The organism is Marinobacterium lacunae (assembly GCF_000705555.1).
In the GTDB taxonomy this organism is placed as follows: domain Bacteria; phylum Pseudomonadota; class Gammaproteobacteria; order Pseudomonadales; family Balneatricaceae; genus Marinobacterium_D; species Marinobacterium_D lacunae.
In genome coordinates, this window is record NZ_JMQN01000021.1 from 55,093 (window position 1) to 68,754 (window position 13,662).

The 13,662-nt window shown below is 56.6% G+C and carries 12 protein-coding genes; 6 read left to right on the plus strand and 6 right to left on the minus strand.

The window, feature by feature from the left end; genetic code table 11:
• Positions 1-116: 116 nt before the first annotated feature.
• Positions 117-2,342 (plus strand): heavy metal translocating P-type ATPase, encoded by a 2,226-nt coding sequence (locus ADIMK_RS08690; protein ID WP_051692732.1) that lies wholly within the window; start codon positions 117-119, stop codon positions 2,340-2,342.
• 6 nt (positions 2,343-2,348) lie between these two features.
• On the opposite strand, the gene ADIMK_RS08695 is transcribed toward ADIMK_RS08690, so the two are convergent.
• Positions 2,349-2,912: a peptidylprolyl isomerase gene (locus ADIMK_RS08695; RefSeq protein WP_197027510.1), complete on the minus strand. Its 564-nt coding sequence runs from the start codon at positions 2,910-2,912 to the stop codon at positions 2,349-2,351.
• Between the two features lie 282 nt (positions 2,913-3,194).
• On the opposite strand from ADIMK_RS08695, the gene ADIMK_RS08700 reads away from it, so the two are divergent.
• Positions 3,195-4,868 carry a methyl-accepting chemotaxis protein gene (locus tag ADIMK_RS08700; RefSeq protein WP_036186399.1) on the plus strand — a complete coding sequence of 558 codons (1,674 nt, stop codon included), beginning with the start codon at positions 3,195-3,197 and terminating at the stop codon, positions 4,866-4,868.
• Between the two features lie 187 nt (positions 4,869-5,055).
• On the opposite strand, the gene ADIMK_RS08705 is transcribed toward ADIMK_RS08700, so the two are convergent.
• From ADIMK_RS08705 to ADIMK_RS08720, 4 genes are read right to left on the minus strand one after another with little or no spacing between them, the layout of a single operon-like run.
• Positions 5,056-5,550, minus strand: coding sequence for a DUF3833 family protein (locus tag ADIMK_RS08705; RefSeq protein WP_051692734.1), 495 nt, complete (start codon positions 5,548-5,550; stop codon positions 5,056-5,058).
• Positions 5,547-6,818 carry an SAM-dependent methyltransferase gene (locus ADIMK_RS08710; RefSeq protein WP_051692736.1) on the minus strand — a complete coding sequence of 424 codons (1,272 nt, stop codon included), beginning with the start codon at positions 6,816-6,818 and terminating at the stop codon, positions 5,547-5,549. Before ADIMK_RS08710 ends, ADIMK_RS08705 begins: the two co-directional genes overlap by 4 nt.
• A complete protein-coding gene (locus tag ADIMK_RS08715; protein ID WP_036186402.1) occupies positions 6,805-7,623 on the minus strand; it encodes a DUF1365 domain-containing protein in 819 nt (272 codons plus the stop codon). Before ADIMK_RS08715 ends, ADIMK_RS08710 begins: the two co-directional genes overlap by 14 nt.
• The gene (locus ADIMK_RS08720; protein ID WP_036186404.1) at positions 7,617-8,987 is read right to left on the minus strand and encodes an NAD(P)/FAD-dependent oxidoreductase; all 1,371 of its coding nucleotides are present in this window, start codon (positions 8,985-8,987) and stop codon (positions 7,617-7,619) included. Before ADIMK_RS08720 ends, ADIMK_RS08715 begins: the two co-directional genes overlap by 7 nt.
• Positions 8,988-9,136: 149 nt before the next feature.
• On the opposite strand from ADIMK_RS08720, the gene ADIMK_RS08725 reads away from it, so the two are divergent.
• From ADIMK_RS08725 to phrB, 4 genes are read left to right on the plus strand one after another with little or no spacing between them, the layout of a single operon-like run.
• Positions 9,137-9,742, plus strand: a complete 606-nt coding sequence (locus ADIMK_RS08725; protein ID WP_051692738.1) for a sigma-70 family RNA polymerase sigma factor — start codon at positions 9,137-9,139, stop codon at positions 9,740-9,742.
• A complete protein-coding gene (locus tag ADIMK_RS08730) occupies positions 9,739-10,389 on the plus strand; it encodes a ChrR family anti-sigma-E factor (protein ID WP_036186407.1) in 651 nt (216 codons plus the stop codon). Before ADIMK_RS08725 ends, ADIMK_RS08730 begins: the two co-directional genes overlap by 4 nt.
• Before the next feature lie 38 nt (positions 10,390-10,427).
• A complete protein-coding gene (locus ADIMK_RS08735) occupies positions 10,428-11,402 on the plus strand; it encodes a YbgA family protein (protein ID WP_036186410.1) in 975 nt (324 codons plus the stop codon).
• 20 nt (positions 11,403-11,422) lie between these two features.
• On the plus strand, positions 11,423-12,835 hold the full coding sequence (gene phrB / locus ADIMK_RS08740) for a deoxyribodipyrimidine photo-lyase (RefSeq protein ID WP_036186414.1): 1,413 nt from the start codon (positions 11,423-11,425) through the stop codon (positions 12,833-12,835).
• A gap of 165 nt (positions 12,836-13,000) precedes the next feature.
• Here phrB and ADIMK_RS21670 read toward each other — a convergent pair whose 3' ends face one another.
• A complete protein-coding gene (locus ADIMK_RS21670) occupies positions 13,001-13,654 on the minus strand; it encodes a M15 family metallopeptidase (RefSeq protein ID WP_231517026.1) in 654 nt (217 codons plus the stop codon).
• Positions 13,655-13,662: the final 8 nt, after the last annotated feature.

A 13,662-nucleotide genomic window follows, 5' to 3' on the forward strand; every position in this document is an offset into this window, starting at 1 on the left:
CCTTAATTGCTATTATATTTAGACTCTTGACTCTGTAGTCGGCTTTAGGGTTTATCCTTTGGTTGTCTGAAGAGTTGATCTGCTTGCGCAGGTCTGAAATCAACAGGAGGAGTTGTATGGCGATCTATCAATTTGCCCTGAAGCAAGTGAGTTGCGCCGGCTGTGTGCGCAGCATCGAAAAGGCTCTGGGCCGGACTCAGGGTATCCAGGAGTATTCGATCAACTTCGCAGACCGCACGGCGAGTATCCAGGCTGATCTGGAGCCGGCTGCGGTCATCGATGTGATCGAAGATGCCGGGTATGGCGCTGAGTTGGTCGAAGATGAAGAGGATCACAGTAGACGCGCGGCGCAGGAGGAAGCGCATTACCGCTCGACCCTGCGTCGCGCGCTGATCGCTCTGGGCATTGGTTCTTTACTGATGTTGCTGATGTTGACCGATTCCATGCCATCGGTTGATACGCCGGTTGGGCTGGTATTCGGTGTGGCGTCCGCGCTGATTACACTGGCGGTGTTGTATGGCTGTGCCGGGCATATCTTCAGAGGCGCCTGGAAGGGTTTGCCCCATGGCAATTTCAACATGGATACCCTGATCGCACTGGGTACCGGTACGGCCTGGGTCTATTCCACTCTGCTGTTACCGGCGTTGGCGCTGGCACCTGACTGGGTGCCGATGCAGGCACACCATCTGTATTACGAAGCCTCGGTGATGATTATCGGTTTTATCCTGCTGGGGCAGGCGCTTGAGGCGCGGTCCCGGGGGAATACCTCGAAAGCGCTGCGAGAGCTGCTCAATCTGCAACCACGCGAGGCGTTACGCGTGCGTGAGGATGGCGAGAAGACCGTGCCGGTGGCTTTGCTGATACCCGGTGATCGGGTACGGATTCGTCCGGGCGAGCGTGTGCCGGTTGATGGTGAGGTGATCGAGGGTTCGAGTCATATAGATGAATCGATGCTGACCGGTGAGCCTGTTCCGGTTACTCGCGGTGTAGGCGATAGCGTAACCGGCGGTACCGTCAATGGCTCCGGCAGTTTGCTGATGGCGGTCAAGGCTGTCGGGCATCAGACGGTGCTGGCCCAGATCGTCAGTGCGGTGCGTCAGGCACAGAACTCCAAACCGGCCCTGGGCCGTCTTGCCGACCGTATTGCCGGTGTTTTTGTGCCGGTGGTGATGGCCATCGCGGTGCTGACATTTGCGGTATGGTTGCTCGTTGGCCCCGATCCTGGCTGGACTTATGCTGTAATCAGCGCCGTTACGGTACTGATTGTTGCCTGTCCCTGTGCCTTGGGGCTGGCGACGCCGATGTCGGTCATGGTGGGCGTCGGGCGCGCCGCGAGCAAGGGGATTCTGATCCGCAACGGAGATGCGCTGCAGCTGGCAAAAGATCTGACCACACTGGTTTTTGATAAAACCGGTACGCTGACGGAAGGGCGGCCTCAGGTTGTCGATCAGCGTATCCTCGCCGATGAGACTGAACTGTTTCCCTACATCGCTGCGGTGGAGAAGCGTGCGGAACATCCATTAGCTCATGCGATAACCCAGTGGTTGAAGGATCGGAACGTGGCGTCAGACATGGCCGTAGAATCCTTCGATGCACGCTCGGGTCGCGGTGTCGTGGCAAAGGTTCAAGGCGAAAACGTACTGGTCGGCAGTCGTGAACTGATGGATGAAGAGGGCGTCGATTGCGCCTCTCTGGCCAATGATGCCGACAGCTTCAGCGGTGCGGGTCGTTCGCTGGTATGGGTTGCCATGGGGGGTGAACTCAAGGCGCTCTTCGCCATTGAGGATCCGCTACGCGAGGATAGTGTCGAAGCGATCAAGCGTCTGAAAGCCAAAGGGCTGAAGCTTGTCCTGCTATCGGGCGACAACCGCCGGACGGCCGAGGCGATCGCGTCGAGAGTGGGTATCGAGAATGTAATCGCAGAGGTTAAACCGGAGCAGAAACAGGAGGTAATCCGTGACCTTCAGAGCAAGGGCGAGATCGTTGCCATGGTTGGCGACGGTATTAACGATGCCCCAGCTCTGGCGCAGGCCAATATAGGCTATGCCATGGGCTCCGGTACCGATGTGGCGATCAGCAGCGCCGATGTTACCCTGATGCACTCATCGCTGCTGGCGTTGGCCGATGCGATCGCCATCTCCCGCGCGACGGTTCGCAATATTCAGCAGAACCTCTTTGGGGCTTTTATCTACAACGTGCTCGCGATTCCTGTCGCAGCCGGTGTGCTGTATCCGGTCGCCGGTGTGTTGCTGAATCCGATCATCGCCGGTGCCGCAATGGCGGCCTCGTCGGTCACGGTTGTCAGCAACGCACGGCGATTGCGCAAGCTGCCGCTGGAGTAGCGTTGCTTACTGGGCGGAGGGGATAACCTCCGCCCGTTCGATCACGATCGGTGTGACCGGTACATCTCGAAACGGCGGTTTGCTGGTGGTTTCCACGGCGCTGATACGATCGACCACATCCATACCACTGGTCACACGACCGAACACGGTATAGCCGGGCTGGCCCGGTCTGCCATCCAGATTCACATTGTTCACGGTGTTGATGAAGAACTGGCTTGTTGCGCTGTTCGGGTTTCGAGTACGCGCCATGGCGACGGTGCCGCGCATGTTGGACAGGCCGTTGTCCGATTCATTGGCCACCGGAGGACGGGTCGAGCGCGGTTTGAAATTCTCGTCCATGCCGCCGCCCTGGATCATGAAGCCCGGGATGACGCGATGGAAAATCATGCCGTCGTAGTACCCGCTCTGCACATAACCCAGAAAGTTTTCGGTACTTTTCGGTGCTTCGGCACTGAGCAGTTCCAGCTCGATTGTTCCCATGCTGGTTGTCAGTCGCACTGTCTCGGCATTGGCAGATACACTGGCCAGCACGACCAGACAGGCGGCAACTTTTGCCAACAGTTTTCGCATCACTCTCTCCTTATCAGTTGATCGCATCTTGGGGTTTGCGTTTTATCAGGGCCCGACCTGCCAACTAAACGGTGATCAACATATCAAAAAGGTCTAATATGCACGTCGACAGATTCACGTATTGTAAAGAGTCTTGGTCGCTGCGCGTATCCCTTTTAATGTCTGCCTGATCTGGCCGATATAAGCATTGTGAGCTGCAATATTCCGAAAACCGCCAAGTCATCGAGTTGAGCTCAATGACAGTGGCGATCAAACCCGTAACCTGCCTGTTGAGGTTGTGTAATGAAGTTGTTCCGACTGAAAGGCAAACTCCTGCTCTTCTCTATTGTACCCATTCTTATGGTTACGGCCGCTGTCATGGTCACGGTTTATATCGAGATGGCCGCGATGGGACAGGCCGAGATCGATAGTGTTCGAGAGGGGCTGATCAGCGCTAAACGCGAAGAACTCAAAAATTATGTTGAAAGTGCGGTGACGGCGGTTGCTCCATTCGTCGCCAAAGGTGGAGAGGAAGCCAAGTCTCAGGCGCGGGATGTACTGCGTGCGATCTCGTTCGGCGATGACGGTTATATCTTTGTGTATGACTTCGACGGTAACAGGATTGCTTACGGGCCTGACCCTTCGTCGGAGGGTAAGAACTTCATTAGTGTCAAAGATCCTAATGGTGTGCGGGTGATTGATGAGCTGGTCAGCGTGTCGCGCAAAGGGGGAGGGTATGTCGAGTATGACTGGCTCAAACCCAGCGCCCAGGCGGTGCTGCCCAAACTCAGTTATGCCGCCGGCATCGACAGCTGGGGCTGGTCGCTGGGAACCGGCGTTTATATTGACGACATCGACAAAATCGTTGAGACCAGACGGGCGGAAATCAAGCACAAAATCGACGGTACGATGCTGACCGTCGCCTCAATGATTGCGGGGATTCTGCTGTTGGTGGTGCTGGTTACCCTATATGTCAGCGGCCTGATCGTGCGCCCGTTGCAGCGCACCGCTCAGGCATTGAACGCGATCAGCCAGGGTGATGGCGATCTGACCCAGCGTCTGTCGGTGGATAGTCAGGATGAGGTGGGTCAGGTGGCCGTCGGCTTCAACGGCTTTGCCCAAAACATCCAGCAGGTTATCGTCGAGGTCAAGAATGCTGTCGCATCGTTGACCGAGTCAACGGCGAGTCTGAACGGCGTTGTGGATAAGACACATACCGAGGCCAATCTGCAGAAGCGTGAAACCGATCAGGCTGCTGCCGCTATACACGAGATGGCTGCGGCTGTTCAGCAGGTAGCCGGTAGCGCCTCTCAGGCAGCTGGCGCTGCGCGCGATGCCGATCTGCAGGCGGCCGACGGGCAGGAGGTCGTGGCCAAGACAATAGAGTCGGTAAACCGTCTGGCAGAGGATGTTAATCGTGCGGCCGAGGTGATTGCCCGACTGGGGCAGGATGCCGATCAGATCGGCAGCATCGTCAATGTGATTCAGGGCGTTGCAGAGCAGACCAATCTTCTGGCGCTGAATGCGGCAATCGAGGCGGCACGTGCCGGTGAGCAGGGGCGCGGATTCGCAGTGGTTGCGGACGAGGTGCGAACGCTTGCAACTAGAACGCAGCAGAGCACAGAAGAGATTCACCGCATGATCGAGAAACTTCAGAGCGGTACACGCGATGCGGTATCGGTTATGGAGGCCAGCCAAAACCAGAGCCGTGCGACCATGGATACGGCGGCCACAGCCAGAGAGGCTCTGGCCCGCATTACAGAATCGGTTGGCCTCATTACCGAGATGAACACCCAAATTGCCAGTGCTGCTGAACAGCAGACGGCTGTTGCTGACGAGATCAGTCAGAACGTGCAGAAGATCGCGGATATTGCCGAGAGCACTACCGATAACGCGGAAAAAGTCTCAGGTATGTCGATGAGTATGGCAGATATCGAAAAACGCCTGAGCCAGTTGGTCGGGCGTTTTAAAGTGTGAGCCTGCCAGGCCTAATCGAGAACAGGGCGCTCATCGTACAGCGATGAATGAAAAAGGTACGATGAGCGTCATGTTATAGCCCGATAACATCTGTGTCGGGATAACGGCCGTGTCAGCGACCTTTTCGTGATGGGGGGCACTCGCTGCGTACATGCGTTGCCGGTGACCGAATCGATGCTCAGGCGGATTACAGCATGAATGGCGGCGCTGTGAGGTTACGGGCTGGACAGAAGAACAGCGTTACTTCCCCAAGACGAATACCCCACTTACTGACGCGTGCCCGGTTGATCATCACCTCGCCGGGACGGAGGAAAAAGTCGTCCTCGAAACGCACCACGATAGCGCCGTGCCCGGTTTGCAGCCGCATGCGATAGCGCCAGTTCAGCCGTGATCCTGTGGCAACGCCCTCCGCCTCGGCCGTCAGGTCGGCCGCATGGCCGACATAGCGTCCGTCTTCTTGAGGGCGGATCGTCCAAACCCTGCGGTCTCGTGCGCCATCCTGATACAGGAACTGCTCCTCCAGCCGTAGCGTGCTGCCATCCCAGCGGCCATCAATCTCGACCTGAAACTCGCGCTTGAGCTGGCCGAAACGAGCCTCGAACAATCCCCAGGCATAGACCTTGCCGTCAAAAAACGCTTCGAGTTTCAGCGTCTCCATGTCGGTGGCCGCGTGCGCACTCATTGCGCGGCACCCTCGATGTCAGTTGCGAGTACCGGTTTGGGTTTCAGATGGTAGAAGCCGACGTCGACTCTGCGGGTTCTGAAGCCCGCTTCGCAATAGCCAAGATAATAGAGCCACATGCGGCGGAAACGCTCGTCAAACCCCAATGCAGTTATCTTGTCCCACTCTCTGCAGAATGACTCGCGCCAATGCACCAGTGTGCGAGCATAGTCGAGACCGAAGCGTTGCTCATCGAGCAGCTCGAAATGACTGCTGTCCAGTTGTGCCTTCAGTGCAGCCGGACTTGGCAGCATTCCGCCGGGGAAGATGTAACGTTGGATAAAGTCGGGGTTACGACGGTAGTGCTCGAAGCGCCGATCATCGATGCTGATCAGCTGAAGTAGCGCCTCCCCCCCGGGCTTCAGGCAGCGCCTGAGCATGGCAAAGTAACTTCCCCAGTGTTTTTCACCTACCGCCTCGAACATTTCGATCGACACGATGTGGTCGTACTGCTCCTCCACATCACGGTAGTCGGTCAGGCTGAAGCGGCATTGCTCATCCAGACCTGCGGCGCTGATGCGCTCGCGTGCCCAGTCCAGTTGCTCACTGGACAGGGTGATGCCGTGTACCTGCACACCGAACTCACGTGCTGCAAGCTCTGCAAAGCCGCCCCAACCGCAGCCAACCTCCAACACGCTATCGCCCGGCTTAAGCCCAAGCTTGCGGGCAATGGAGCGGTATTTGTGCTGTTGGGCGTCAAATAGGGGCTCATCGCCTTTAAACAGGGCCGCCGAGTAAGTCATGCTCGGATCAAGCCAGAGCCGATAAAAGTCGTTGCCCAGATCGTAGTGGTAGGCGATGTTACGACGGCTACCACGGCGGGAGTTGTTGTTACACAGGTGAGTCAATCGGTTCACCAGCCGCAGCCAGGGATGCCCGTGCATAAACGCCTGAAGCCCGGATTCGTTACCTACGGCCCAGAGAGCGAGGTCATGGATATCGGGGCAATCCCACTCACCCTCCATGAATCCCTCTGCCCAACCGATCAGCCCGCCACGCAGCAGTCGTCTCAGCGGTCGGTAGCTGTTCAGCCTGATTTGCGCGTGTGGTGCGCCTTCGCGGAGCTGCCCGCAGGATATCCAGCTGCCGCTGGGCAGTTGCAGGTCGAGGCGTCCGTAGGTGAGTTTCGGCATCATCCGGTTGAGGAACGAAATCCAGCGGCGGTTGAGCCAGCCCTCGGAAGTTGCCGTGGCTGATAAGGTGGCGGCGGGGTACTCAGACGGTTTCATCGGCGGACGTCCTCGCAGTTCTGATCAGGGTAATCGGTTGTGATGGGGCGGCAACTCGGGGTTGCAGCGGCACGCCCTTGCGCCACAGACGCAGGGCCTCCCAGTGGATTCCGGCTATCACCTTCACTGTCATCAGCGGATAGAGCAGAAAGGTACGCACCAGCTGTGCATCGGTTAGTGGCTGGCGTTTGCCGGTAAAGGTTGCATGAAGCAGGCTGCTGCCGTCGTTGTCGCACTGACGAATGCAGACTGAGACCCGTTTGTCCGGCGGTACAATCCTGAAGCGATAGTGGGCGTTCATCGGCATAAACGGTGAAACATACAAGGCTTTCGGACACTGCTGGCGTAACGCATCGCCTTGGCGCTCCGAAGGGGCCTCTATCAGGTAACTATGCCGCTCACCGAAGGTATTGCTTACCTCGTAGAGCACTGCACTTAGCTGGCCCTCGCGGTTGTGGCAGAAGTAAACGCTGAGCGGGTTGAAGACATAACCCAGAATTCTCGGATAACACAGCAACTTGATCGCGCCCTGGGCATCGATATTGGCAGCGGCCATCCTGTCCCTTATCTGCTGCTGCAACGGCGTCTTGCTGCCATCACCGTGGTCACCGGGATAAAACGCAAACAGGTTGAAGCGGCCCACGGAAAACAGGCGCAACCGCTGGTTCAGGCTGTCGAGCCGGTCGAGGTCGATGAGCCAGCTTACAACACGGTAGATAAAGCGGTGCCTGCGTGGCTGGAAACGGTGGTGCATCACCTGACCTGCGTACAGGCAACAGTCGGATGGCTGGATATGGGTCAGCATGATGCCAGTGCCTCGACTATCTTTGCCGCCTGAGGCTGGATGACCGGCTGCACATGGATACGGCTGTTCGGGTTTTCCAGATGCCAGGGGCGTTTGCAGCCGCCGAGAGCCTCGGCAACGGCCAACCCACTTTGCAAACCGTCCTCGTGGAACCCGTAACCGAACCAGGCGCCGCAAAACCAGGTGTTTCGGGAGCCTTGCAGTGTCCAGAGTTCGCGCTGTGCCGATACCGAATCCAGCGTGAACTGGGGGTGGTCATAGAGATAACTGCGGTGAATCAGTTCGGTTTCGGGTTCATGCGGTGGATTGAGCGTGACAAAAAGGTCGCGTTCGGTGGCCAGCGGCTGCAGGCGGTTCATCCAGTAGCTGACGGCAGGTGGCTCGCCCGGTTCACCTGAGCAGAGGTAGTTCCAGCTTGCCCAGGCTTTCTTGCGGCTGGGCATCAGGGACGGATCGGAGTGCAGAATGGCGCGGTTACGCTGGTATGGGAAACACTTCAGCAGCTGTCTCTCGTCGGCGCTCGGATCAGCAAGCAGTGAGAGGGTCTGATCGGCATGACAGGCAAGCACAACGTGATCGAACGTCTCCTGCTGCCCATGCTGATGATGCAGAATCACCTTGGCGTTTGAACGCTGCACCTTGTGGATGCGACTGTTATAGCGCACCCGGCCCTCAAGCGGAGCCAGCAGACGCTTTACATATTCTCGACTGCCGCCAACAACCGTGCTCCACTGCGGCCTATCCTTGAGTTGGACCAGACCGTGATTCTGACAGAACCGCAGGAAGGTAAGCGCTGGGTAGTCCAGCATCCTCTCAGCCGGGGTAGACCAGATTGCCGCACCCATCGGTACAAGGTGATTGTCGATAAAATTACGGCTGTAGCCATATCGTGAAAGCATCTGGCCGAGGGTGAGCGGCTCGTTTGCAGCGCAGGCGACCAACTCAGGTGCCTGTCGATAAAAGCGCAGAATCTCCCGTAACAGATTCCAATGCGCGGTATTGATCAAGTTGCGCTTTTGGGCAAAAAATCCCGGAAGTCCGCAGCCGCTGTACTCCAGCCTGCCTTTCTCGATTGATACGGCAAAGGACATGTCGGTTGCGGTCGTCTCGACACCCAGATGATCAAAGAGCTTAACCAGATTGGGGTAGTTGACCGGGTTGTAGACGATGAAACCTGTGTCGACCGCAACCGCGTTGCGTTCGTCCATGTCGAGCTGCGCGGTATTGGAGTGTCCGCCCGGGCGGTCGTCCTTTTCAAACAGGGTTACCTGATGATGACGGCTCAACAGCCAGGCACAGGAGAGTCCCGATATACCCGAGCCGATGACGGCGATTTTGAGTGGGCGCATGATGCTGACGGTCATAACTGCGTTATCCTAATTAGTACGCGTCTTTGGCACTCATTACGCCGGGGCGGATCAAACAGATCACTCGATGCGTTTACAGTACCTGATGAAAGTTTCGGCGCCTTGATGATCCAGATAACGGCAAGGTGCGTATCAACGAGGAGAGTATGCGGGAATCTGAAACCGAGGAAGATAAGTTGATAGCCGCCGCTGAAACGAAAGTCGATCGAGACTTGTCCGACTGCGAAAGCTGGAGCCGGTGTCTGACACGTATGGCGCAGACCCGTGACAAGCAGCTTTTTGCCCAACTGTTCTCGCATTTTGGGCCGCGCCTGAAAGGCTATGTACTACGACTGGGCGTGCCTGCTGCTGTTGCTGAAGAGCTGGCGCAGGAGGCGATGTTGAATGTCTGGCGCAAAGCGCACCTGTTTAACGCCGACAAGGCCAATGCCAGTACCTGGATTTTTACCTTGGCGCGGAACCTATGCATCGATCGCTTGAGGCGTGAACGGGTTTTCGAATACGAGTTGCCAGCGGAAGAGGCTGACCCGGATGAGCGCCATTACGGCGAACACGCAGTACTTGAACATCGTATGCAGCAGGCGATCTCCGAGCTGCCCGAGGCGCAGGCGCAAGTGCTCTTTCTGTCCTACTACGAGGGTAAGAGTCATTCTGAAATCGCCGAGCAACTGGGTATCCCCATGGGTAGCGTGAAATCGCGCCTGAGACTGGCTTTCAACAAGTTGCGCCTGCTGTGGGGGGAGGAGTCATGAATATCAGTCATCACTTCGATGATGCCACACTGATGGCATACGCCAGTGGATCCATGCCGCAAGGGATGGCGCTGTTGGTCGCCTGTCACCTTCAGTGGTGTGCCTCATGCCGGGAGAAGGTCAGTCTCAATGAGGCGGTGGGCGGCACGCTGCTTGAACGTGTCAAGCCTGCGGCGTTGGACGCCGGAGCCCTTGATCGGCTGATGGACCGCCTTGACGAGCCTGACGTGCCGGCAGCTGAGAGTGAGTCGGTTGAGTATGCCGATCCAGAGGTACCATCGCCTTTGGGGAGTCTACTGGGGTGTTCGCTCAATGGCCTAGCCTGGCGCCGGCTGGGTTACGGGGTGCATCAGTACGATCTGGGTTTGTCAGGCCCCGGCGCTACGCGCTTGTTGCGCATCGCTCCGGGTGTGTCGGTTCCCCACCATGGACACCGGGGTAGTGAGCTAACCCTGATTCTCAGGGGATCCTATTCCGATGAGCTGGGGCGTTTTCGGGTTGGCGATGTGGCCGATGTGGATGCCGAGATTGACCATCAGCCGATTGTCGATACCGATCAAGAGTGTATCTGCCTGATTGCAACCGATGCACCGCTCAAGTTCAGCGGTTTGGTGGGGCGGTTGATCCAGCCGTTCGTGCGGTTGTGACAGGTTGAACGCGATAGAGTGCTGTAGCGGAGAGTGATATGCCGGATATCAAACCTTTGGTATTGGACCAGAAGATCCCGGTCGGAATCAGCAGCTGTCTGCTCGGAGAGCAGGTGCGCTATAACGGAGGCCATAAACGCTCACGTTACTGTCTCGAGGTGCTGTCCGATTGTTTCAGTTATCACCCCTTCTGCCCCGAGATGGCGATAGGGCTGGGTGTACCGCGTGAGCCGATACGGCTGGTGGCTGAAGGTGACGACCTGCCTAAGGCGCTGGGTACGGTCGATGCCAGTATCGATGTCACCGACAAACTGCTCGATGCGGGCCGAAAAGTGGGGCGTGAGCGGGTTGATCTGCGTGGTTACATCCTAATGAAAGGTTCGCCCAGTTGCGGCATGGAGAGGGTCAAGGTGTACCACCCCAACGGAATGCCCAATACCGCCGGTAGCGGTATATTCGTCAGGGCCCTGCGCGAGAGCAATCCGGTGTTGCCGATTGAGGAGGAGGCGCGCCTGAACGACCCTGTTCTGCGTGATAACTTTATCGCCAGAGTATTCGCCTATGACGACTGGAAGCGCAGTGTGGAGGCTGATCCCAGCTACCATAATCTGATTCAGTTCCACAGCCGCCAGAAATACCTGCTCATGGCTCACCACTATAAGGGCTACCGGGAGCTGGGACGCTTTCTGGCCGAGGCGCATCAGTTGCCTCTGCCCGAGGCCATGCAACGCTACATCGTATCCTTCATGGAGCACATGACCCACCGCGCGTCCCGCAAAACACACACCAATGTGCTGATGCACCTGCTTGGTTATCTGAAAAAGTCGCTCGACTCGGATTGTAAGCAGGAACTCCTTGAGGGGATCGAACAGTATCGGCTGGGGCAGGTGCCTCTGGTTGTTCCCCTTGCATTGCTCAAACACTATCTCAAGCGCTATGGCAGCGAATATGTGTGTGAGCAAACCTATCTGAACCCCTATCCGCACGAACTGGGCTTGCGAAACTACATCTGATCGAGAATGGACTATTTTTGATGACCGCCCCTGTACGTCTGGTCTGGCTGCGTAACGATCTGCGATTGACCGACAACCCCGCGCTTGCCCACGCCTGCCGGGATGAAGCTTCCGTTGTTTTGGTTGTAACCCTTACCCCCGAAACCTGGGAGGCGCATGGTGAGTCTGCCGCCCGCATGGGGCTGTGGCGCGACCAGCTGGAATCCCTGCAAAGCGAGCGAGAGCGCCTTCGGTTGCCGCTGAAAGTTTTGCGCCTTAAGCGCTTCGATGATTGCCCAAAGGCGCTGACTGAGCTGGCGCGAACACTGAACGCTACCGAGATCTGCTTCAACTACGAGTATCCGCTGAACGAGCGTCAGCGGGATGGCGCGGTCTGCGCAGAAGCCGAGAAAGCAGGCATCGCCACGCGAGCCTTTCATGGAGAGCTGATTATTCCGCCCGGACAGGTGCTGACCGGACAAGGAGGGCCGTTCAAGGTCTATACGCCGTTCAGCAACGCATGGCGCAAACGGCTGATCGATTTCGATCAACCGGTACTGGCGGTTCCTCAACCGCGGCATCATAGGGCCTGTGAGTCGGATCCTATACCGGAGGATCTTGATTACACCGCGCTTTCCTATCGAAACGATCTCTGGCCGGTCGGCGAGGAGGCGATCAGCGAGCGGCTTAACCGGTTTGTGCGGGAGCGGGTGCAGGACTACGCGAAAAAGCGCGATTTTCCACGAACGGATCCCGATGCGGAGGGCACATCGAGGCTCTCGCCGTATCTTACCATTGGTGCGCTCTCTCCCCGTCAGTGCATGGCGGCGCTACGTGCACAGTGCGATGACCCAGACTGGCTGAATTCAAGCTGGTTAAACGAGCTGATATGGCGCGAGTTTTACCGGCATCTTCTGGTGGCCTTTCCAGGGCTTTCTCGGCTTGAGCCCTTTCGACCCGAGGTCGAGGCGAGGATCAGCTGGCTTGGGGAAGACGCTGCATTCGATGCCTGGTGTCGTGGGGAGACCGGATTTCCAATCGTTGATGCGGCGATGAAACAGCTTTTGGAGACCGGCTGGATGCACAATCGTCTGCGCATGGTTGTGGCGTCTTATCTGACCAAGCTGCTACGTGTCGATTGGCGCCGCGGGGCAGATTTTTTCATGCGCCATCTAATCGATGCCGATTTTGCGTCGAACTTGGGTGGGTGGCAGTGGAGCAGCTCTGTTGGAGCCGATGCCGCGCCTTACTTTCGCATTTTTAATCCGCAGACGCAGGGCGAAAAGTTCGATCCTGAGGGCACGTTCGTGGCCCATTGGTTGCCCGAACTCAGGGCCCTAACGCCGCATAAGCGACGTCAACAACCCGGCGCCGGCGCTCAGGCGGGGAGACCGGAACCGATCATCGATTACCGGCAGGCCCGGCAAGCCGCGCTGAATGACTACCAGTCCTAGTGGATCGCGATGGACTCATAAGTAACATAAGAAAAGTAAGACCTTTATCCTCTATGTTGGTCATGGATAAATAAAGGGGGCACAAGATAAAGTGTTCAGATAAGAAAGCCGCAAGCGTTTAGAAATATTTTACTGCTTGCGGCGACAGCTAATCGGTACACATTCCTAACGGGACGAAATGTCTCGGCTAAGCTGTTTCTGCCAAAGTTTTTCTATCCCGAGTGGGCGAGTAGCTCCGTATATAGCATTTTGGTTACCCGAGTTATAGGCCCAGAGCTGATTTCCAAAGTCATAGTGCCACCATTCACTTGGTAAATTAGTAAAACCCGATTTAGTCATCGCATTGAACAGCATTCTTCGATTATTTCTAGCTAGAGTTTCACGGGAATTTAGTGATTTATCTTCAAAGTAATATGTCCATGATGATGGGCTGGCTTCGTCAAATAGAGATCCCATATCTAAAAAACGTCCCTCATCATCTGCCAACGTTACATCCACTGATCCTCCGGTTAAGTGAGGGCTTGGGGCGCGTGGGTCGGTACTGGGTGGAGAAACCAAGTTCCTCGCTGCAAGATTAACTTCTTCTGAGGTTAACTGAACATGGGTATGCATTATTAAGTTTACCAGCGTATCAAACAAATATTGTTGTACTGCAAAAGGCCTCCAGCCGTCCAATACAACCAGTTGGATTCCTTTGGGCAAGAGACTTGCTGCATGCAGCAAACGATCGAACACTTGGGAACGAACGTGGCATTCCGGTATGGAGTTAGCAACATTCATTTTGTAATAAGCCGGATAAAAGCCGATTCGCTTTGACACACTTACTG

Coding starts and splice junctions, on each gene's coding strand:
- ADIMK_RS08710 (WP_051692736.1), bottom strand. CDS start 6,818: ATGAAACCGTCTGAGTACCCCGCCGCCACCTTATCAGCCACGGCAACT.
- ADIMK_RS08715 (WP_036186402.1), bottom strand. CDS start 7,623: ATGCTGACCCATATCCAGCCATCCGACTGTTGCCTGTACGCAGGTCAG.
- ADIMK_RS08700 (WP_036186399.1), top strand. CDS start 3,195: ATGAAGTTGTTCCGACTGAAAGGCAAACTCCTGCTCTTCTCTATTGTA.
- ADIMK_RS08725 (WP_051692738.1), top strand. CDS start 9,137: ATGCGGGAATCTGAAACCGAGGAAGATAAGTTGATAGCCGCCGCTGAA.
- ADIMK_RS08690 (WP_051692732.1), top strand. CDS start 117: ATGGCGATCTATCAATTTGCCCTGAAGCAAGTGAGTTGCGCCGGCTGT.
- phrB (WP_036186414.1), top strand. CDS start 11,423: ATGACCGCCCCTGTACGTCTGGTCTGGCTGCGTAACGATCTGCGATTG.
- ADIMK_RS08705 (WP_051692734.1), bottom strand. CDS start 5,550: ATGAGTGCGCACGCGGCCACCGACATGGAGACGCTGAAACTCGAAGCG.
- ADIMK_RS08735 (WP_036186410.1), top strand. CDS start 10,428: ATGCCGGATATCAAACCTTTGGTATTGGACCAGAAGATCCCGGTCGGA.
- ADIMK_RS08695 (WP_197027510.1), bottom strand. CDS start 2,912: ATGCGAAAACTGTTGGCAAAAGTTGCCGCCTGTCTGGTCGTGCTGGCC.
- ADIMK_RS08720 (WP_036186404.1), bottom strand. CDS start 8,987: ATGACCGTCAGCATCATGCGCCCACTCAAAATCGCCGTCATCGGCTCG.
- ADIMK_RS08730 (WP_036186407.1), top strand. CDS start 9,739: ATGAATATCAGTCATCACTTCGATGATGCCACACTGATGGCATACGCC.